Below are 19,248 nucleotides of genomic sequence, written 5' to 3' on the forward strand. Positions count from 1 at the left end.
CCCGGAAGTTAAGCCTCTCAGCGCCGATGGTACTGCCCCCGGGAGGGGGTGGGAGAGTAGGACGTCGCCGGACAATTTCTAGTGCGCGAGGCCGCCCCAACACACCGGGGCGGCCTCGCAGCCATTTACGCTGAACTTCACGAACTCGAGAACGAAGGACCTGACTCATGGCTGACGGACGCACCCCTCGCGGTGGCGGCTCGGGCGGACCGCGCCGCAACGGCAAGCCCGGAGGCGGCAAGCCCGGATCGGGCGGCGGCAAGCCCGGATCGGGCGGCGGCAAGCCCGGCGGCGGACGCCCCAGCAGCAGCGGTGGACGTCCCGCCGGCGGCGGCCGGTCCGGTGACGGCAAGCCCCGTCGCGACGGCGCGCCCGCGGGTCGCGGCGGTTCCGCCGGATCGGGTCGTGGACGCGACGATCGTCGTGACGACCGTCGTGACGACCGCCGCGACGACCGTCGCGGTGGCCCGCAGTCGCGTGGCGGACGTCCGCCCCAGCGCGGTGCCCGCCCCGACCGCGGTCGTGACCGCGAGGACCGCACCACCGACCAGAAGGTCTACGACGGCCCGCCGATCCCCGAGGAGGTCACGGCCGCCGAGCTCGACAAGCACGCGATGCGCGCGCTGCAGGGCCTGCCGGACAAGCTGGCCGATCGCGTCGCCCGTCACCTGGTGATGGCGGGCCTGCTGGTCGACGAGGATCCCGAGACCGCCTACCAGCACGCGCTGGCCGCGCGAGCCCGCGCCCAGCGCGTCGCCCTCGTGCGCGAGGCCGTCGGCGAGGTCGCCTACGCCGCGGGCAAGTTCTCCGAGGCGCTCGGTGAGTTCCGCGCCGCGAAGCGGATGAACGGCCAGCTGTACTACACGCCGATGATGGCCGACTGCGAGCGTGCCCTCGGCCGTCCGGAGAAGGCCGTGAAGATGGACGCCCCCGAGGTGCGCAAGCAGCTGGACGAGGCGGGCTCGGTCGAGCTCGCGATCGTCGTCGCCGGCGCCCGCCGTGACATGGGCCAGCCCGAGGCCGCGCTGCGCGTGCTGGAGGTCGAGCCGCTCAACAGCCGCGCCCGCTCGTCCTGGGTCGCTCGCCTGCGCTACGCCTACGCCGACACGCTGCTCGCCCTCGGCCGCACCGACGATGCCATCGAGTGGTTCCACCGCACGGTCGCCGTCGACGGCAACAAGGAGACCGACGCCGAGGAGCGTCTCGCCGCGTTGTCCACCGTCAAGGACGACTGAGCGCGTCGTCCACAGGCGGCTCCGGACCCGATCGGGGCCGTCGGAGCCGACGACGAGGGTGACGGCATGGACACCAACACCGTCACCCTCGTCGGGCGCCTCAGCGTGGCGCCCTCCGCCCTCACCCTGCCCAGCGGCGACGAGCTGGTCTCGTTCCGGCTCGTCGTCCCGCGCTCGGCCGCCGCGCGGCGTCGCTCCAAGCAGACCGTCGACACCTTCGAGTGCAGCGTCTGGCCGGCCAAGCTGCGGCGTCGTGTGCTCAAGCTCGAGCCGGGCGCCACGGTCCGCGTGAGCGGCGAGCTCCGTCGCCGGTTCAGCCGGTCCGGTGGGGCCCCGACCAGCTGGGTCAGCGTCGACGCGGCGCTCGTCGAGCCGGTCGCCGACGCGTCGGTACGATCGAGCGCGTGACGTTGTCCAGCTGCCCGGTGCCGCTCGTCGAGCAGCACGACCTCGTGATGCTCGACCTCGACGGCGTGGTCTACCGGGGCCCTGATCCCGTGCCGCACGCCGTGGACGCCCTCGAGCGGGCCCGCACCGCCGGCACACGCCTGGCCTACGTCACCAACAACGCCTCGCGCACCGCCGCGGCGGCGGCCCAGCACCTCGCCGACCTCGGCGTGCCGGATGTGGGCCCCGACGACGTCGTGACGGCCGCGCAGGCGGTCGTCGACCTCATCGCGGCCGACCTGCCGTCGGGCTCCCGCGTGCTGGTGGTCGGGGGCCCCGGCCTGCGTGAGCCGCTTGCCGCCGCCGGCCTGGTGGCGGTCGGCTCGGCCGACGACGACCCGGTCGCCGTCGTCCAGGGCTTCCACCCGGACGTCGCCTGGCGCGACCTGGCCGAGGCGACCTACGCCGTGGCCGCCGGGGCCCGGTACTACGCGAGCAACCTCGACCTCACCGTCCCGACCGCCCGCGGCGTCGCCCCGGGCAACGGCTCGCTGGTGTCGCTGGTGCAGCAGGTGACCGGTGTCGACCCGACCGTGGCCGGCAAGCCCGAGCCGCCGCTCCTGCGGTCGACCATCGCCCGGTGCGACGGAACGTCGCCGCTCATGGTCGGCGACCGGCTCGACACCGACATCCGCGGCGCCGCGAACGTCGGCGTCCCGAGCCTGGCCGTGCTCACCGGTCTCAGCGACGCGCAGACGATCGCCGACGCCGAGGGCGACCTCCGGCCGTCATTCGTGGCCCCCGACCTGCGTGGCCTCCTGGTGGCGCATCCGGAGGTGACGGTCGACGGCGAGCGGGCGCGCTGCGCCGACGCCGAGGTGCGGCTCGACGGCGACCGGGTCGAGGTGAGCGGGGGCGAGGAGCTCCACGGGCTGCGGGCCGCCGTGGCCCTGGCCTGGGCGTGTCGCGACGGGTCCGGTCGGCGGGTGCGGCTCGATGGGATGATGACGCCATGAGCGCTGACCACGAGACCGGGCTGGCCCGCCTGGACGCCGCCGTGCGTGGGCTGGACGCGCTCGACGAGCGTCCGGTCGACCAGCACCCGCCGGTCTTCGACGAGATCCACCACGCCATGCGCGAGGTCCTGGCCGGCGCGCACGACGCATGAGCGTCCGCGACACGGAGCGCACCGCGTGACCCGGCGGCTGAGGCTGGACGCCGAGCTGGTGCGGCGCGGGCTCGCCCGCTCGCGCGAGCACGCCAGCACCCTGGTCGAGCAGGGACTGGTCAGCGTCGGGGGAGCGGTGGCGACGAAGCCGGCCACCGGCGTCACCACCGACCAGGCGATCGTCGTCCGGGAGGCCACCGGCCCGAGCTGGGCGTCCCGCGGCGCCTACAAGCTGCTCGGTGCGCTGGAGGTGTTCGAGCCGCTCGGTCTGGACGTGTCCGGGCGGCGCTGCCTCGACGCCGGCGCCTCGACCGGCGGGTTCACCGACGTGCTGCTCAGCAAGGGCGTCGAGTCCGTCGAGGCCGTCGACGTCGGCTACGGCCAGCTGGTCTGGGCGCTGCAGAACGACCCGCGCGTCCACGTGCACGACCGGACGAACGTCCGCACCCTGGAGCCCGAGACCCTGGGCGGCCAGGTCGACCTCGTGGTGTCGGACCTGTCGTTCATCTCGCTGACGATCGTCATGCCCGCCCTCACCCGCTGCTGCCGGCCCGACGGCGACGTCGTGCTGATGATCAAGCCGCAGTTCGAGGTCGGCAAGGAGAACCTGGGCAAGAAGGGCGTCGTCCGCGACCCCGTGCTCCACGCCGACGCCGTGCAGCGGGTCTGCGAGTCGGCGTTCGAGCTCGGCTGGGGCACCCGGCACCTCGCGCCGAGCCCGCTGCCCGGTCCCGCGGGGAACGTCGAGTACTTCTGCTGGCTGCGCACCGACGCCGGCCGGCCCACCTACGAGCAGGCCGAGCGCGTCGTCGCCGACGGCCCGCTGAAGGAGCGCGCATGACCGACCGCAGCATCCTGCTGGTGGTGCACGCCGGGCGCGAGGACGCCCGGCGGGTGGCCAGCGACTTCGCCGCCGACCTGTGCGACGCCGGCATCACTGTCCGTCTGGTGGAGCCGGACGCCCGCGACCTGGACATCCCCAAGGCCGTCGTCGTGCCCGAGGGTCACGAGGCGGCCGAGGGCTGCGAGCTCGCCGTCGTGCTCGGGGGCGACGGGACGATCCTGCGTGCCGCCGAGCTGTGCCACGGCGTCGGCACCCCGGTGCTCGGCGTCAACCTCGGGCACGTCGGGTTCCTGGCCGAGGCCGACGTCGAGGAGGTCCACGCGGTCACGCAGCGGGTCATCGCCCGCGACTACGCCGTCGAGGAGCGCCTCACCGTCGAGGTCGAGGTGGAGGTCGACGGCCGGGTCGTCGCCCGCAACTGGGCGCTCAACGAGGCCACCGTGGAGAAGGCGTCGCGCGAGCGGATGCTCGAGCTCGTCGTGGCGATCGACGACCAGCCGGTCTCCCGCTGGGGCTGCGACGGTGTCGTGTGCGCGACCCCCACCGGCTCGACCGCCTACAACTTCAGCGCCGGAGGCCCGGTCGTCTGGCCACAGGTCGAGGCGCTGCTCATGGTGCCGATCAGCGCCCACGCGCTCTTCGCGCGTCCGCTCGTGGTGTCACCGGACTCGGTGCTCGCGATCGAGATCGTCGGCACGGCCGCGACCGGCGTGCTGTGGTGCGACGGTCGGCGGGCCGCCGACCTGCCGCCCGGGGCCCGCGTCGTGGTCCGCCGCGGCCGCCAGCCGGTGCGGCTCGCGCGTCTGCGCCACGCCAGCTTCGCCGAGCGGCTCGTCCGCAAGTTCGACCTGCCGGTCGCCGGGTGGCGCGGGGCGGCCGAGCAGCGCCGGGGAGATGGGGCCTGATGTGGCAGCACATCCGCCTGTCCTCGCTGGGCGTCATCGACGAGGCCGAGCTCGAGCTCGGCGAGGGCTTCACGGTCATCACCGGTGAGACCGGTGCGGGCAAGACCATGGTCGTGACCGCGCTCGGCCTGCTGCGCGGCGCCCGTGCCGACTCCGGTCTCGTGCGCCACGGCAGCGGCCAGGCCCGCGTCGAGGCCACGGTCGAGCTGCCCGCCGGCTCGGCGCTCGGCGACCAGGTCCAGGAGGCCGGCGGCTCGGTCGACGACGGCACGCTCGTGCTGGGTCGCGTGCTGTCCGCCCAGGGACGCTCGCGGGCGTACGTCGGGGGAGCGGCGGCCCCGGCCGCGCTGCTGACCACCGTCACCGACGAGCTGGTCGCGGTGCACGGCCAGTCCGACCAGCACCGGCTGCTGCAGGCCGCCGAGCAGCGGGCCGCCCTCGACGGGTTCGCCGGGGCGCCGCTGACCGAGCTGCTCGACGCGTACCGCCCGGTCCACGCCCGGCTGCTCGAGGTCACCCAGCGGCTCGCCCGCATCCGCGAGGACGCCCAGGCCCGGGCCCGCGAGCTCGACCTGCGTCGCTTCGGCCTGGCCGAGATCGACGCCGTCGAGCCGCAGGACGGCGAGGACGAGCAGCTGCAGGCCGAGGAGAACCGGCTGGCCCATGCCGAGTCGCTCGTCCGCGCGGCGCTCACCGCGCACGAGGGGCTGGTGGGCGAGCCCGACGGGGGAGCCCGGGCGTACGTCGCCGGCGCGCAGGCCGCGCTCGACGAGGCGTCCGGCCAGGACCCCGCCCTCGACGCGCTCACCGCGCGGCTCCGCGAGGTCGCGATCGAGCTGGACGACCTCGGTCTGGAGCTGAGCTCGTACGCCTCGTCGGTCGAGATGGACCCGGCCCGGCTGGCCGCGGTGCAGGAGCGTCGCGCCGCGATCATCGCGCTGCTGCGCAAGTACGGCCCCACGCTCGCCGACGTGCTGGCCTGGCGCGAGGAGTCCGCCGCCGCCGTCGAGGAGCTCGACGACGAGCAGGTCGTCGGACGGCTCGAGGGCGAGCAGCGCGAGCTGGAGAAGCAGGCCCGCGAGCTCGCCGGCCGCATGACGACGGTTCGGGAGCAGGCCGGCGTCGAGCTGTCCGCGCGCGTGCAGGACGAGCTGTCCGCGCTGGCCATGCCGCACGCGCGGCTGACGGTGCAGGTGCGTCCGCGTCCCGACGGCCGCCTCGGCGCCAGCGGTGCCGACCAGGTCGAGATGCTGTTCGCGGCCAACAACGGGGCCGAGCCGCGTCCGCTCCACCGCGGCGCCAGCGGCGGTGAGCTCTCGCGACTCATGCTCGCGCTCGAGGTCGTGCTGGTCGACGCGCGCGACGTGCCGACGCTGGTCTTCGACGAGGTCGACGCCGGCATCGGCGGACGTGCCGCGGTCGAGGTGGGCCGACGGCTCGCCCGGCTGGCCCGGCGCTCGCAGGTGCTGGCCGTCACCCACCTGCCGCAGGTGGCCGCGTTCGCCGACCACCACTTCCACGTGCAGAAGGACGACGACGGGGTGGTCACCCGCAGCGCCGTGGTGGTGCTGCAGGGAGACGAGCGGGTCGACGAGCTGGCACGGATGCTGGCCGGTCAGGACGACTCGGCCGCGGCGCAGGCGCACGCCCGCGAGCTGCTCGACCTCGCACGCGAGTAGCGGACACGCCCGGCGCGCGCCCCGGAATCACGGGCCCTGCGTGCGACGATGGCGGGGATGAAGATCCGCCACCGCAAGTCCGAGGACGTCCCGGCCGACGCCGCCGACGACCTCACCGCGACTGCCGACGAGACCCGCGACGAGCCTGCCGCCTCGACCGGCACCGTCACCGACGACACGGTCGGTGAGGTGCCCGCGGCCGAGCCGGCCCGTCCCACCCCGACCATCGCGTCCACCCCGCCGCGGGTGCGCGAGCCCGAGCCGTCCGAGGCCGACCGCGGCATCACCGGCACGGTGCGGCTCGAGCGCGACCACCGCGTCCTGGGCGACAAGGTCGGTCCCGGCGACGTCGTCGTCATCGAGCACCCCGACCTGGACCGCCGGCGCGCCGAGGACCTCGTCGACCGCGGTGTCGCGGTGGTCGTGAACGTCGCCGCCTCGGTCTCCGAGCACCTGCCGAACAACGGCCCGCTCGTGCTGGCCCGCGCCGGCGTCGTGCTGGTCGACGCGGTCGGGCCCGACGGCTGGAACCTCAAGAACGGCGACACCGTGCGCGTCGTCGACGGCGCGGTGCACAAGGGCAGCAAGCAGGTCGCGAAGGGCACCGTGCTCCACGTCGAGGACCTGCGCGAGCGTCACGGCGCCGCCGAGCAGGCCCTGCGCACCCAGCTCTCGGCCCTGTCGGCCAACGCCGCCGACCACCTCCAGCGCGAGCACGAGCTGCTGCTCGACGGCTCCGCCATCCCGTACCTGGACGTGTCACGCCGCGGACGTCCGTACCTGGTCGTCAGCCGCGCCCACGACTGGTCCGACGACCTGGCCGGGCTGCGCCGCTACATCCGCTCGTACCGTCCGGTGCTGGTCGGCGCCGGCGCGGGTGCCGACGCGCTGCTCGAGGCCGGGCACACGCCCGAGGTCGTCGTCGGCCCGCTCGACGAGCTCTCCGACCGCGCGCTGACGTCGGCCCAGGAGGTCGTCGTCACCACCGCCACCGCCGCGCTCCCGCCGCTGGACCGGCTCGAGCGGCTCGCGGTCGACGCGACGCTGTTCCCCGGCGTCGGCTCCAGCGAGGACCTTGCGATCCTGCTCGCCGACACCAACGAGGCCAGCCTGGTCGTCGTCGCCGGTGCCGCCCCGGACCTGCGCGCCGTGCTCGAGCCCGGGCCGAGCGAGGCGGCCACCGCGCTGCTCTCGCGCGTCCGTGCCGGCTCGCGCGTCGTGGACGCCAAGGCGCTCGGCGCGTTCTACCGCCAGCGCGCCAGCACCTGGCCGCTCGTGCTGCTCGTGATCGTGGCGGTCGTGGCCGTGGCCGCGGCCATCGCCACGACCCCCGTGGGCCAGGACTGGTACGAGGCCCTGGGTGACTGGATCGGGGCCCGCGCCGACGACGTCCGGGGGTGGTTCGCATGAGCCGCGTCCGCACCGCCGTCGTGGGCGGCTCGCTCGTCGCCGTCGGCCTGGCCGCCGGCGTCGCGCTCGGGGTCGGTCCGCTGGACGAGGTCGACAGCGTCCGCCCGGCCGCCCAGTCCGACGCCAAGGACAAGCCCGCACCCGACACCGACCCGGTCGAGTCGGCGTTCGTCGACGAGGCGGGGACGAAGCTCGTGGCCGGCACGCTCGAGGGACGTTCGGCGCTCGTCGTCACGCTGCCCGGCGCCGCGGACGGCGACGCCGACCGGCTCGCCGACGCGCTGCGGGCCGCCGGTGCCACCTACGCCGGACGTATCGGCTTCAGCGCCCGCCTGCTCGACCCGGCCGAGCGCCAGTACGCCGAGAGCGTCGCCGAGGAGGCGGCCAAGGGCGTCAAGGACGTCCCGGCCTCCGAGGACGTCTACACCCGCGTCGGTGCCGTGCTCGCCCGGGCCTACACCGGCACGGGCGCCGCGGACGCGCCGGCGAGCACGATCCGCACGGTCGTCACCACGGCCGGCCTGGTCGACCAGGTGCAGGAGCCCGAGACCCGGGCCGACCTGGTCGTCCTGGTCGGCGGGCCGCAGCGCGACGCCGACGAGAGCGGCCGCGCCGAGGTGCTCGGCGGCCTGCTCGAGGCCTGGGACGCCGCCGCGACCGGTGTCGTCCTGACCGCCCCCGAGGCGGCCGGCTTCGAGGGCGGGCTGCTGCACGAGCTGCGCCGCGCCGGCAAGGCCGAGGGCGTCTCGACGTTCGACGGCCTGGACGCCACGGCCGGCGCGTACGTGACGGTCGAGGTGGCCGCCGGCGAGCTCGAGGGCCGCACGGGCAGCTACGGCACGGGTGACGACGCCTCGGCGGTGCGTCCCTGAGCGTGTCGCTTCCGGCGACGGCCGGGGTGTTGATAGGCTGGAGTCCCGTGGAGGAGACGCAGGCGTGAGCCCGCGACGAGCCCTGATCATCCGCTCATCACGACCACGGGAGTCACCTTGGCAACCAACACGCCCACCAAGCACGTCTTCGTCACGGGCGGCGTTGCCTCGTCCCTCGGCAAGGGCCTGACCGCCTCCAGCCTCGGACGCCTGCTGAAGTCGCGCGGGCTGCGGGTCACGATGCAGAAGCTCGACCCGTACCTGAACGTCGACCCGGGCACGATGAACCCGTTCCAGCACGGCGAGGTGTTCGTCACCAACGACGGCGCCGAGACCGACCTGGACATCGGCCACTACGAGCGCTTCCTCGACGAGGACCTCGTCGGCCGCGCGAACGTCACCACCGGCCAGGTCTACTCCGACGTGATCGCGCGCGAGCGCCGCGGCGACTACCTGGGTGACACGGTGCAGGTCATCCCGCACATCACCAACGAGATCAAGGACCGGATGCTCTCGATGGGCGGCCCGGACGTCGACGTGGTCATCCACGAGATCGGCGGCACGGTCGGTGACATCGAGAGCCAGCCGTTCCTGGAGTCGGCCCGTCAGGTGCGCCACGACGTCGGCCGCGGCAACGCGTTCTTCATCCACGTCTCCCTGGTGCCCTACATCGGCCCCTCCAAGGAGCTCAAGACCAAGCCGACCCAGCACTCGGTCGCCGCGCTGCGCTCCATCGGCATCCAGCCCGACGCGATCGTGTGCCGCTCGGACCGCGCGCTGACCCCGGGCGTCAAGGACAAGATCGCGCTCATGTGCGACGTCGACTCCGAGGCCGTCATCACCTGCGCCGACGCCCCGTCGATCTACGACATCCCGAAGGTGCTGCACGCCGAGGGCCTGGACGCCTACGTCGTCCGTCGCCTCGACCTGCCCTTCCGCGACGTCGACTGGAAGCAGTGGGACGAGCTGCTGCGCCGGGTGCACCAGCCGGTCGAGGAGGTCACCGTCGCGCTGGTCGGCAAGTACATCGACCTGCCCGACGCCTACCTGTCGGTCTCCGAGGCGCTGCGCGCCGGCGGCTTCGCCCACGAGGCCCGCGTGAACCTGCGCTGGGTGCCCTCCGACGAGTGCGCCACCCCGGCCGGCGCCGCCCAGCACCTGGGCGACGTCGACGCGGTCTGCGTGCCCGGCGGCTTCGGCATCCGCGGCATCGAGGGCAAGATCGGCGCCCTCACGTACGCCCGCAAGAACGGCATCCCGACGCTCGGCCTGTGCCTGGGCCTGCAGTGCATGGTGATCGAGTACGCCCGGGTCGAGGCCGGCATCACCGACGCCAGCTCCACCGAGTTCGACGCCGCCACCACCTCGCCGGTCATCGCCACGATGGCCGAGCAGAAGAGCATCGTCGACGGTGCCGGCGACCTGGGCGGCACGATGCGCCTGGGCCTGTACCCGGCCGACCTGAAGGCCGGCAGCATCGTGGCCGAGGCCTACGGCGCGGAGCACATCGAGGAGCGCCACCGCCACCGCTTCGAGGTCAACAACGCCTACCGCGACCAGCTCGAGGCGGCCGGCCTGGTGTTCACCGGCCTGAACCCCGAGCTCGACCTGGTCGAGTTCGTCGAGCTGCCGCGCGACGTGCACCCGTACTACGTCGCCACGCAGGCCCACCCCGAGCTGCGCTCGCGCCCGACCCGTCCGCACCCGCTCTTCGCCGGCCTGGTCGGCGCGGCCGTCGCCCGTCAGCGCGAGCTGCTGCTGCCGGTCGAGGCCGACGCCGTCGTCGAGGCATGACCGCCCACCCGTCGCTGCCCGGCGAGGTCGTCGACGGCGCCCAGCTGCGCGACCGTCCGGCGTCCTGGCCGGTGGTGGCCAAGGAGAACAAGTACGCCAGCGCGTACCTGCGGGTCTGCCTGGACACGGTCGAGACGCCCACGGGCGACCGGGTCGACCGCGTCGTGGTCAAGCCGCACGGCGCCGTGGGTGTCGTCGCCCTGGACGACGAGGGCCGCGTGCTGCTCGTCGAGCAGTACCGCCACGCGGTGAAGGGCCGCCTGCTCGAGCTGCCCGCCGGGACGCTGGACGTCGAGGGGGAGCCCTCGGTCGACGCCGCCCGTCGCGAGCTGCGCGAGGAGGCCGACCTGACCGCCGAGCAGTGGAGCGCGCTCGTCGCGCCGTACGCGTCGCCGGGCTACTCCAGCGAGCGCTGGGAGGTCTTCGTGGCCACCGGGCTCAGCGCGGTCGACGAGGCCGACCGGTTCGAGCGCGAGGCCGAGGAGGCCGAGATCCGGCAGCTGTGGGTGCCGCTCGAGCAGGCGGTCGAGGCCGTCCTGGACGGCCGGGTCGCGGACTCGATGACGGTGGCGGGGGTGCTGGCCGCGCACGCGCGCGGTCTGGGGCGCACGGACCGTCGGTGAGCACGCTGGCCCGCGCGGTCGCGGACTACCTGAGCCACCTCTCGGTGGAGCGCGGCCTGGCCGCCAACACCATCGCGTCCTACCGGCGCGACCTGAGCCGCTACACGGCTCACCTGGACGCCCAGGGGGTCGGCGACCCCGCTGACGTCACCGAGGCGCACGTGCTGGGCTTCCTGGCCGCGCTGCGCACCGGCGACGACGACCACGCGCCGCTCGGGCCGGCCAGCACCGCCCGGACGATCGTCGGCGTGCGCGGCTTCCACAAGTTCTTGCTGCGCGAGGGCGTCGTCACCGTCGACGTCACCGCCGCGGTCAAGCCGCCGGCGCCGGTCAAGCGGCTCCCGAAGGCGCTGCCGCTGTCGGACGTCGAGGCGATCCTCGAGGCGGCCGGGGCACCCGGCACCGTGCTCGCCGCCCGCGACCGCGCGCTGCTCGAGGTGCTGTACGGCACCGGTGCGCGCATCTCCGAGGCGGTCGGCCTGGACATCGACGACCTCGACCTCGAGGACGGCTCGGTGCTGCTGCGCGGCAAGGGCGGCAAGCAGCGCATCGTCCCGCTCGGCTCGTACGCGCTCACCGCCCTCGGCGACTACCTCACGGCGTCCCGCCCGGCGCTCGTGCGCGCCGGTGCCCACACCCCGGCGGTGTTCCTCAACGCGCGCGGCGGGCGGTTGTCGCGGCAGAGCGCCTGGGCGGTGCTGAGCCGGGCCGCTCGCGCCGCCGGCGTCACCGCGGAGGTGTCCCCGCACACGCTGCGGCACTCGTTCGCGACCCACCTGCTCGACGGGGGAGCGGACGTCCGCGTCGTCCAGGACCTGCTCGGCCACGCCTCGGTGACGACCACGCAGATCTACACGCTGGTGACCGTCGACCGGCTCCGCGAGGTTTACGCGACGGCTCACCCAAGGGCGCGACGCTGAGTTGTAGAGTGACGCGAAACCTCCGCCCGCGACCCGAAGGACGTGCATGACTCAGGAGCTGGGACCCACCGGGCGGCCGTTGCCGTCGTTCCCGGAGCCCTCGCCTCCGACGCCGGGCAAGGCGACGATCATCGCGATGTGCAACCAGAAGGGTGGCGTCGGCAAGACGACGACCACCATCAACCTGGGCGCCGCGCTGGTCGAGGACGGACGCAAGGTGCTGCTCGTCGACTTCGACCCGCAGGGCTCGATGACCGTCGGCCTGGGCTTCAACGCCCACGAGCTGGACCTGAGCATCTACCACGCGCTCATGGACCGCGACGTGAAGCTCGAGGACGTCCGGCTCAAGACGACGGTGCCGAACCTGGACCTGGTGCCGGCCAACATCGACCTGTCGGCCGCCGAGATGCGCCTGGTCAGCGAGGTCGGCCGCGAGCAGGCGCTGCTGCGCGTGCTCCGTGACGCCCGTGACGAGTACGACGTCATCCTCATCGACTGCCAGCCGTCGCTGGGCCTGCTGACCGTCAACGCCCTCACCGCCTCCGACGGCGTCATCATCCCGCTGGAGTGCGAGTACTTCGCGCTGCGCGGCGTGGCGCTGCTCAAGGAGACGATCGAGAAGGTGCGCGAGCGTACCAACCCCGACCTGGAGATCATCGGCCTGCTCGGCACGATGTACGACGGCCGGACGCTGCACGGCCGCGAGGTGCTGCAGACGCTCGTCCAGGGCTGGGGCGACGCGGTCTTCCACACGGTGATCCGCCGCACGGTGAAGTTCTCCGACTCGACCGTCGCCGGCGAGCCGATCACCGAGTACGCCTCGAAGTCGCCGGGTGCCGACGCGTACCGCCAGCTCGCCCGGGAGGTGCTGGTCCGGTGCCCCGCCGCGTGAGCATGCCGGGCGCCGACGAGCTCTTCCGCCCGACGACGCCCAAGCCACGCGACGGTGCTGCGCCGGCCGAGCCCGAGGCCGCCCCGGAGCCGGCCGCCCCGGCCCGCACCAGCGGACGGGTCAAGCACGACGAGAAGATGACGGTCTACGTCACGTCCGCCGAGCTGCTCGAGATCGAGCAGGCGCGGCTGCGGCTGCGCTCCGAGCTCGGCCGCACCGTCGACCGCGGCCGGCTCGTGCGGGCCGCGCTCGCCGTCGCGCTGCGCGACCTCGACGCCCGCGGCCTGGGCAGCGACGTCGCCCGAGAGCTGGACGAGCGATGAGCACCGCCGGGCCCGCGACGCAGGCGCCCGGTGCCGACGAGACCGCGCCCACCTCGGGGTTCTCGGTCGTCCTGGACTCCTTCGAGGGTCCCTTCGACCTGCTGCTGCAGCTCATCTCGCGGCACAAGCTGGACATCACCGAGGTGTCGCTGGCCACGGTGACGAGCGAGTTCATCACCTACATCAAGCAGATGGACGGCGACCTGGAGGAGACGACGCAGTTCCTGGTCGTCGCGGCCACGCTGCTCGACCTCAAGGCCGCGCGCCTGCTCCCGCAGGGCGACGTGGACGACGAGGAGGACCTCGCGCTGCTCGAGGCGCGTGACCTGCTGTTCGCCCGCCTGCTGCAGTACCGCGCGTTCAAGCAGGTCGCCGGCGTCATGGCCGAGCGGCTGGCCACGCAGGGCCGTCGCTACCCGCGCTCGGTCGGCCTGGAGCCGCGCTTCGCGTCGCTGCTGCCCGAGGTGCTGCTCACCGTCGGGCCCGACGACCTGGCGCAGCTCGCGGCCCGCGCCATGGAGCCCAAGCAGGCGCCGGTCATCTCGCTGGCCCACCTGCACGCGCCGAGCGTGAGCGTCCGCGAGCAGGCCCACCTGCTCGTCGACCGGCTGCGCCGTGAGCAGCAGACGACGTTCCGCGCGCTCGTGGCCGACGCGCCGGACGTGATCACCCGCGTGGCGCGGTTCCTGGCCGTGCTGGAGCTGTTCCGCGAGGGGGCGCTGTCGTTCGACCAGGCCACCCCGCTGGGCGACCTGCACCTGCGCTGGACCGGCTCGGACGAGGGCGACATCGACGTCGGCGACGAGTTCGACGTCCCGGCCGGCACCGAGGTGGAGCCCGGCGACACGTACCCGCTGCCCGAGGACGCCGATAGCGTCCCGACCGAGGAAGACCGATGAGCGACACGACTCCCGACACCGCGGCCGAGGCGACCCTGCCGCTGCAGGGCACCGACGAGCTCGAGCTCGGGCTGCTCGACCTCGAGCCCGCCCTGGAGGCGGTGCTCATGGTCGCCGACCAGGCGCTCGACCACCTCACGCTGGCGCAGGCCGTCGGCCACCCGCCGGCCGACGTCGAGCAGGCGCTCGCCCGTCTGGCCGCCGAGTACGACGAGCAGGGCCGCGGCTTCGAGCTGCGCCGCGTCGCGGGCGGCTGGCGCTTCTACACGCGTGAGGCGTTCGCGCCGGCGGTCGAGCGCTTCGTGCTCGACGGCCAGCAGGCCCGGCTCACCCAGGCGGCGCTGGAGACGATGGCCGTCGTGGCCTACCGCCAGCCGGTGAGCCGCTCGCGCGTCTCGGCGATCCGCGGCGTCAACGTCGACGGCGTCATGCGCACCCTGGTGACGCGCGGCTTCGTCGAGGAGGTCGGGAACGACCCCGAGACCGGCGCGGTGCTGTACGGCACGTCGGCGTACTTCCTCGAGCGCATGGGGCTGGACAGCCTCGACGAGCTGCCCGAGCTGGCGCCGTACCTGCCCGAGATGGACGACATGGAGGACGAGCTCAGCGCGCTGGCCGCGCCCGCCCCGGCGGCACCCGCCGAGGCCGCGGACGCGCAGGCGCCCGGGCTCGACGACGCACCGGAGGGTGAGAAGCAGTGACCGAGGGGACCGAGGGCGCCGAGGGCGTCCGGCTGCAGAAGTACCTGGCGCAGTCCGGGGTCGCGAGCCGGCGCAAGTGCGAGGAGCTGATGCTCGAGGGCCGCGTGGAGGTCGACGGCGAGGTCGTCACCCTCATGGGCACCCGCATCGACCCGGCCACGGCCATCGTCCGGGTCGACGGCAAGCGCCTGCTGCCGCCCACCGAGCACACCTACCTGGTGCTGAACAAGCCGCGTGGCGTCGTGACGTCCATGGCCGACGAGCGCGGGCGTCCCGACCTGGCCGGCGTGCTGAAGGGCCGCGAGGAGCGGCTGTTCCACGTCGGGCGGCTCGACACCGACACGTCCGGGCTGCTGCTGCTCACCAACGACGGCGAGGCCGCCCACCGGCTGGCCCACCCGTCGTACGAGGTGACCAAGACCTACGTCGCCCTCGTCGAGGGACGCATGAAGGACGCCGCGGGCCGTCGCCTGGTCGACGGGATCGAGCTCGAGGACGGCCCGGCGAAGGCCGACCGGTTCACCGTCCGCGACCGCCAGGACGACCGCACGCTCGTCGAGCTGGACGTGCACATCGGCCGCAACCGCATCGTGCGGCGCATGCTCGCCGAGGTCGGCCACCCGGTGCGCGAGCTGACCCGCACCGCGTTCGGCCCGGTGCGGCTCGGACAGCTGCGGCCGGGCGCGACGCGCGACCTCACCGCCGAGGAGCGCGGGGAGCTCTTCGATAGCGTGGGCCTGTGAACGAGCGCAGCGAGAGAACGATGAGGATTCTCGCCGGCGCGCGTCCGTACCCTGTTCTTCCGACGGAGGCTCGCCGGTGAGCCAGAGCGTGCCTGAACCCGTTCTCGTCGTGGGGTGCGGGCTCATCGGCACCTCGGTGGCGCTCGCCCTGCGCGGGCGCGGCGTCGAGGTCGTCCTGGCCGACGCGTCCGAGAAGCACCTGGAGCAGGCCGTCGCGCTCGGCGCGGGCGTGCCCGTCGACGAAGCGGTCGTGCCGGGACTCGTCGTGGTCGCCGTGCCCCCGGCCGTGGCGCCCGGCGTCGTCACCGACGCCCTGGCCCGCTGGCCCGAGGCGCTGGTCACCGACGTCACCAGCGTGAAGTCGCTCCTGCAGCAGACCCTGGCCGACGTGCCCGGTGCCGAGCGCTACGCGGGCGGGCACCCCATGGCCGGCAGCGAGCGCAGCGGCCCGACCGCGGCGTCCGCGCAGCTGTTCGAGGGGCGTCCGTGGGCGGTCACGCCCACCACGCAGACGCTGCCCGGCGCCCTGGACGCCGTGGTCGACCTGGCCCTGAACCTGGGCGCCGTGCCGATCATCATGGACGCCTCGGCGCACGACCGGGCCGTCGCGGTCGTCTCGCACGTGCCCCAGGTGATGTCGACGCTCACCGCCGCTCGGCTCAACGACGCGGCCGAGAACCACCTCGCGCTGTCGGGCCCGGGCCTGCGCGACGTCACCCGCATCGCCGGCAGCGACATGAGCCTGTGGATCGACATCCTCAGCAACAACGCCCGCGACGTCGGCGCCGTGCTCAAGGACGTCCGCGCCGACCTCGACCGCGTCATCGCGGCGCTCGACGTCGCCGACGGCGACACGCTGGGCGAGGTGCTGGAGTCCGGCCGTCAAGGCACCCGGCTCATCCCGGGCAAGCACGGCGACGCGCCGTCGACCCTGGACACCGTCCGGGTGCAGGTCGCCGACCGCCCCGGCGAGCTGTCGCGCCTCATGACCGACACGGGACAGTCGGGGGTCAACATCGAGGACCTCCGGCTGGACCACGACCTGGGACGTCCCGTGGGCCTCGCCGAGATCGCGGTCGCGCCGGGTCTCGGGGACGTCCTGGTCGCCGCGCTCGCCGAGCGCGGCTGGATCGCATACCGATAGGAACCGCTGCATGACCTTGGTGATCGCCCTCGACGGACCCTCCGGGTCGGGCAAGTCCAGCACGTCCCGCGCCGTCGCGGCGCGGCTCGGCCTGGACTACCTCGACACCGGCGCGATGTACCGCGCCGTGACCTGGGCGGTGCTCGAGCGCGGCGCCGACCCGCACGACCCCGAGGCGGTGGCACGCGTCGCGGCGACGATCAGCATCGAGCCCGGCACCGACCCGCTCAAGCCGGCCATCGCGGTCGACGGCGTCGACGTCAGCGAGCCGATCCGCTCCGACGCGGTCAACGCCGCGGTGAGCCCCGTGGCCACCGTGCCGGACGTGCGCACCCGCATGGTCGGGCTGCAGCGCAGCATCATCGCCGCGTCCGAGGGCATCGTCGTGGAGGGTCGCGACATCGCGTCCACCGTGGCGCCGGACGCGCAGGTGAAGGTGTACCTGGTCGCCGACCCGGCCGCGCGCGCCGCCCGCCGCGCCGCCGAGGAGGGGCACGCGGACGCCGAGGCGACCAAGGCGTCGCTGCTGGCCCGCGACCGCATCGACTCCAGCCGCGAGACGTCCCCGCTGGTGCGGGCCGATGGCGCGGTCGAGGTCGACAGCACGTTCCTCACCCTCGACGAGGTCGTCGACCGCGTCGTCGCGATGGTGCCGTGATGACGGACTCGGGGGAGAAGACGTACAGCGCGCCCGGCCACGCCGGGCTCACGGTGCTGCGCGCGACGGTCGGACGCTGGCTGGGCTCGCGCTACGACCTGCACCAGCACGGCACCGAGCACGTGCCGGCCGACGGACCGGTGATCTTCGCGGCCAACCACTCCGGCTGGCTGGACGGCCCGCTGCTCATCGCGTGCACGCCGCGCCCGGCGCACGCGCTGGTCAAGGCCGAGCAGTTCGAGGGTCGCAGCGGCGCGCTGCTGCGCCTGGCCGGGCAGATCAGCGTCCGTCGTGACGAGAACGACGCCGCCGCCGTGCGCAAGGCGGTCGCCGCGCTCGAGGCGCAGCACGCCGTGGCCGTGTTCCCGGAGGGGACGCGCGGCGCCGGCGACGTGGCCCACGTCAAGGACGGCATGGCCTACCTGGCCCTGGTCACCGGCGCCCCGGTCGTCCCCGTCGCCATCTTCGGCACCCGTCAGGCCGGTCAGCCGGGCGACGCGAAGCCGGACAAGGGCGCGCGCATCGAGCTGTTCTACGGCCGGCCGATCGCCGTCGAACGACGCCCGTGGCCGCGCGCTCGGGGTGAGGTGCGTACGCTTGCGGGGCGGCTCCAGCAGGAGCTGCGCGTACACGTCGAGAAGTCCGCAGAGGTCAGCGAGGTCGCGCTGCCCGGACCTTTGCCCCCAGGAGACACCCATGTATGACCAACTGCCCGTTCTCGCCGTCATCGGCCGGCCGAACGTGGGCAAGTCCACGCTGGTCAACCGCATCATCGGCCGGCGCGAGGCGGTCGTCGAGGACGTCCCCGGCGTCACGCGTGACCGGGTCGCCTACGAGGCGACCTGGAACGGACGCGAGTTCACCGTCGTCGACACCGGCGGCTGGGACCCCGACGCCCGCGGCATGGCCGAGCTGATCGCCGCCCAGGCCGAGCTGGCCATCGCGGCCGCGGACGCGGTGCTGTTCGTCGTCGACGCCAACGTCGGCATCACCGACGCCGACGAGGCCGTCGTCCGCATCCTGCGCGCGGCCAAGAAGCCGGTGCTGCTCGCGGCCAACAAGGTCGACGACCAGCGCGCGGAGAACGAGTCGTCCTCGCTGTGGGCCCTGGGCCTCGGCCAGCCCTACCCGGTCTCGGCGCTGCACGGACGCGGCTCGGGCGACCTGCTCGACGCCGTGCTCGACGCGCTGCCCGAGGCGCCGCCGGAGGACTTCGACAAGATCGAGGGCCCGCGCCGCGTCGCCATCGTCGGCAAGCCGAACGTCGGCAAGTCCAGCCTGCTGAACAAGCTGGCGGGGGAGAACCGTGTCGTCGTCTCCGACGTCGCCGGCACCACCGTCGACCCGGTCGACGAGATCATCGAGCTCGGCGGCCGCGAGTGGCACTTCATCGACACCGCCGGAGTGCGCCGCCGGGTCAAGGAGGCGTCGGGCCACGAGTACTACGCGAGCCTGCGCACCAACACCGCGATCGACCGCGCCGAGGTGGCGGTCATGGTGGTGGACGCGAGCGAGCCGCTCTCGGACCAGGACCTGCGCATCATCAACACGATCCGCGAGGCCGGCCGCGCGCTGGTGCTGGCGTTCAACAAGTGGGACCTCGTCGACGAGGAGCGCCGCTACTACCTGGACCGTGAGATCGAGCGCGACCTCGTCCAGGTGCCGTGGGCGCCGCGCATCAACGTCGCGGCCCGCACCGGCTGGCACGTCGACCGGCTCGTCCGGGCGCTGGACGCCGCGATCGAGGGCTGGGAGACGCGCGTCCCGACCGGCCAGCTGAACGCGTTCCTGGGCCGTCTGGTCGCCGAGCACCCGCACCCGATCCGTGGCGGCAAGCAGGCCAAGATCATCTACGGCACGCAGGCGTCGACCGCGCCGCCGACGTTCGTGCTGTTCACGCGCGGCAAGCTCGAGGCGTCGTACCTGCGCTTCGTGGAGCGTCGCCTGCGCGAGGAGTTCGGCTTCGTCGGCTCGCCGATCCACATCCAGCAGCGTCCGCGCGAGACCCGCAAGCGATAGGGGATCCCGCGTCGAGGACGTCCGGGGGAGTG

At 74.0% G+C, this 19,248-nt stretch carries 21 protein-coding genes; all 21 read left to right on the top strand.

Annotation, left to right across the window (positions count from 1 at the left end; translation table 11 throughout):
* Nucleotides 1-167: 167 nt before the first annotated feature.
* The 21 genes from E0W78_RS11100 (at nt 168) to der (ending at nt 19,216) form a co-directional block, all read left to right on the top strand.
* Complete coding sequence (locus tag E0W78_RS11100) at nt 168-1,235, top strand: tetratricopeptide repeat protein (protein WP_131404024.1); 1,068 nt, start codon at nt 168-170, stop codon at nt 1,233-1,235.
* A 66-nt stretch (nt 1,236-1,301) separates the two neighbouring features.
* Nucleotides 1,302-1,643, top strand: coding sequence for a single-stranded DNA-binding protein (locus tag E0W78_RS11105; RefSeq protein ID WP_131404025.1), 342 nt, complete (start codon nt 1,302-1,304; stop codon nt 1,641-1,643).
* Entirely contained in the window at nt 1,640-2,638 is a 999-nt protein-coding gene (locus E0W78_RS11110; protein ID WP_242686321.1) for an HAD-IIA family hydrolase, read from the top strand. The genes E0W78_RS11105 and E0W78_RS11110 overlap by 4 nt, the downstream gene beginning before the upstream one ends.
* Nucleotides 2,635-2,790 (top strand): hypothetical protein, encoded by a 156-nt coding sequence (locus E0W78_RS16570; protein ID WP_165570481.1) that lies wholly within the window; start codon nt 2,635-2,637, stop codon nt 2,788-2,790. The genes E0W78_RS11110 and E0W78_RS16570 overlap by 4 nt, the downstream gene beginning before the upstream one ends.
* Nucleotides 2,791-2,815: 25 nt before the next feature.
* Nucleotides 2,816-3,631, top strand: coding sequence for a TlyA family RNA methyltransferase (locus E0W78_RS11115; protein ID WP_131404026.1), 816 nt, complete (start codon nt 2,816-2,818; stop codon nt 3,629-3,631).
* Nucleotides 3,628-4,539, top strand: a complete 912-nt coding sequence (locus tag E0W78_RS11120; protein ID WP_131404027.1) for an NAD kinase — start codon at nt 3,628-3,630, stop codon at nt 4,537-4,539. Before E0W78_RS11115 ends, E0W78_RS11120 begins: the two co-directional genes overlap by 4 nt.
* Nucleotides 4,539-6,218, top strand: coding sequence for a DNA repair protein RecN (gene recN / locus E0W78_RS11125; protein ID WP_131404028.1), 1,680 nt, complete (start codon nt 4,539-4,541; stop codon nt 6,216-6,218). The genes E0W78_RS11120 and recN overlap by 1 nt, the downstream gene beginning before the upstream one ends.
* A 57-nt stretch (nt 6,219-6,275) precedes the next feature.
* On the top strand, nt 6,276-7,628 hold the full coding sequence (gene steA, locus E0W78_RS11130) for a putative cytokinetic ring protein SteA (RefSeq protein ID WP_131404029.1): 1,353 nt from the start codon (nt 6,276-6,278) through the stop codon (nt 7,626-7,628).
* Complete coding sequence (locus E0W78_RS11135) at nt 7,625-8,500, top strand: copper transporter (protein ID WP_131404030.1); 876 nt, start codon at nt 7,625-7,627, stop codon at nt 8,498-8,500. Before steA ends, E0W78_RS11135 begins: the two co-directional genes overlap by 4 nt.
* A 117-nt stretch (nt 8,501-8,617) precedes the next feature.
* The gene (locus tag E0W78_RS11140) at nt 8,618-10,294 is read left to right on the top strand and encodes a CTP synthase (RefSeq protein ID WP_131404031.1); all 1,677 of its coding nucleotides are present in this window, start codon (nt 8,618-8,620) and stop codon (nt 10,292-10,294) included.
* Entirely contained in the window at nt 10,291-10,917 is a 627-nt protein-coding gene (locus tag E0W78_RS11145) for an NUDIX hydrolase (protein WP_131404032.1), read from the top strand. The genes E0W78_RS11140 and E0W78_RS11145 overlap by 4 nt, the downstream gene beginning before the upstream one ends.
* Nucleotides 10,914-11,837: a site-specific tyrosine recombinase XerD gene (gene xerD, locus E0W78_RS11150; RefSeq protein ID WP_131404033.1), complete on the top strand. Its 924-nt coding sequence runs from the start codon at nt 10,914-10,916 to the stop codon at nt 11,835-11,837. The genes E0W78_RS11145 and xerD overlap by 4 nt, the downstream gene beginning before the upstream one ends.
* A gap of 46 nt (nt 11,838-11,883) precedes the next feature.
* The gene (locus E0W78_RS11155) at nt 11,884-12,729 is read left to right on the top strand and encodes a ParA family protein (RefSeq protein WP_131404034.1); all 846 of its coding nucleotides are present in this window, start codon (nt 11,884-11,886) and stop codon (nt 12,727-12,729) included.
* Complete coding sequence (locus E0W78_RS11160; RefSeq protein WP_131404035.1) at nt 12,714-13,052, top strand: hypothetical protein; 339 nt, start codon at nt 12,714-12,716, stop codon at nt 13,050-13,052. Before E0W78_RS11155 ends, E0W78_RS11160 begins: the two co-directional genes overlap by 16 nt.
* Complete coding sequence (locus E0W78_RS11165) at nt 13,049-13,951, top strand: segregation/condensation protein A (RefSeq protein ID WP_131404036.1); 903 nt, start codon at nt 13,049-13,051, stop codon at nt 13,949-13,951. The genes E0W78_RS11160 and E0W78_RS11165 overlap by 4 nt, the downstream gene beginning before the upstream one ends.
* Nucleotides 13,948-14,652 carry an SMC-Scp complex subunit ScpB gene (gene scpB / locus E0W78_RS11170; RefSeq protein ID WP_131404037.1) on the top strand — a complete coding sequence of 235 codons (705 nt, stop codon included), beginning with the start codon at nt 13,948-13,950 and terminating at the stop codon, nt 14,650-14,652. Before E0W78_RS11165 ends, scpB begins: the two co-directional genes overlap by 4 nt.
* On the top strand, nt 14,649-15,395 hold the full coding sequence (locus E0W78_RS11175; protein ID WP_131404038.1) for a pseudouridine synthase: 747 nt from the start codon (nt 14,649-14,651) through the stop codon (nt 15,393-15,395). The genes scpB and E0W78_RS11175 overlap by 4 nt, the downstream gene beginning before the upstream one ends.
* 88 nt (nt 15,396-15,483) lie before the next feature.
* A complete protein-coding gene (locus tag E0W78_RS11180) occupies nt 15,484-16,539 on the top strand; it encodes a prephenate dehydrogenase (RefSeq protein WP_242686322.1) in 1,056 nt (351 codons plus the stop codon).
* A 10-nt stretch (nt 16,540-16,549) separates the two neighbouring features.
* On the top strand, nt 16,550-17,197 hold the full coding sequence (gene cmk, locus E0W78_RS11185) for a (d)CMP kinase (protein WP_131404040.1): 648 nt from the start codon (nt 16,550-16,552) through the stop codon (nt 17,195-17,197).
* Nucleotides 17,197-17,901, top strand: a complete 705-nt coding sequence (locus E0W78_RS11190; protein WP_131404041.1) for a lysophospholipid acyltransferase family protein — start codon at nt 17,197-17,199, stop codon at nt 17,899-17,901. Before cmk ends, E0W78_RS11190 begins: the two co-directional genes overlap by 1 nt.
* Complete coding sequence (gene der / locus E0W78_RS11195; protein ID WP_131404042.1) at nt 17,894-19,216, top strand: ribosome biogenesis GTPase Der; 1,323 nt, start codon at nt 17,894-17,896, stop codon at nt 19,214-19,216. The genes E0W78_RS11190 and der overlap by 8 nt, the downstream gene beginning before the upstream one ends.
* The last annotated feature ends 32 nt before the right edge of the window (nt 19,217-19,248 follow it).

Origin of the sequence: Aeromicrobium sp. IC_218, from assembly GCF_004336805.1 — a bacterium.
Lineage (GTDB): Bacteria > Actinomycetota > Actinomycetes > Propionibacteriales > Nocardioidaceae > Aeromicrobium.

What these genes read in the sequence shown, in the direction of transcription:
- E0W78_RS11120 (WP_131404027.1), top strand. Translation starts at nt 3,628, where the DNA reads ATGACCGACCGCAGCATCCTGCTGGTGGTGCACGCCGGGCGCGAGGAC.
- E0W78_RS11105 (WP_131404025.1), top strand. Translation starts at nt 1,302, where the DNA reads ATGGACACCAACACCGTCACCCTCGTCGGGCGCCTCAGCGTGGCGCCC.
- E0W78_RS11135 (WP_131404030.1), top strand. Translation starts at nt 7,625, where the DNA reads ATGAGCCGCGTCCGCACCGCCGTCGTGGGCGGCTCGCTCGTCGCCGTC.
- E0W78_RS11165 (WP_131404036.1), top strand. Translation starts at nt 13,049, where the DNA reads ATGAGCACCGCCGGGCCCGCGACGCAGGCGCCCGGTGCCGACGAGACC.
- recN (WP_131404028.1), top strand. Translation starts at nt 4,539, where the DNA reads ATGTGGCAGCACATCCGCCTGTCCTCGCTGGGCGTCATCGACGAGGCC.
- E0W78_RS11190 (WP_131404041.1), top strand. Translation starts at nt 17,197, where the DNA reads ATGACGGACTCGGGGGAGAAGACGTACAGCGCGCCCGGCCACGCCGGG.
- scpB (WP_131404037.1), top strand. Translation starts at nt 13,948, where the DNA reads ATGAGCGACACGACTCCCGACACCGCGGCCGAGGCGACCCTGCCGCTG.
- E0W78_RS11100 (WP_131404024.1), top strand. Translation starts at nt 168, where the DNA reads ATGGCTGACGGACGCACCCCTCGCGGTGGCGGCTCGGGCGGACCGCGC.
- steA (WP_131404029.1), top strand. Translation starts at nt 6,276, where the DNA reads ATGAAGATCCGCCACCGCAAGTCCGAGGACGTCCCGGCCGACGCCGCC.
- cmk (WP_131404040.1), top strand. Translation starts at nt 16,550, where the DNA reads ATGACCTTGGTGATCGCCCTCGACGGACCCTCCGGGTCGGGCAAGTCC.
- der (WP_131404042.1), top strand. Translation starts at nt 17,894, where the DNA reads ATGTATGACCAACTGCCCGTTCTCGCCGTCATCGGCCGGCCGAACGTG.
- E0W78_RS11145 (WP_131404032.1), top strand. Translation starts at nt 10,291, where the DNA reads ATGACCGCCCACCCGTCGCTGCCCGGCGAGGTCGTCGACGGCGCCCAG.
- E0W78_RS11155 (WP_131404034.1), top strand. Translation starts at nt 11,884, where the DNA reads ATGACTCAGGAGCTGGGACCCACCGGGCGGCCGTTGCCGTCGTTCCCG.
- E0W78_RS16570 (WP_165570481.1), top strand. Translation starts at nt 2,635, where the DNA reads ATGAGCGCTGACCACGAGACCGGGCTGGCCCGCCTGGACGCCGCCGTG.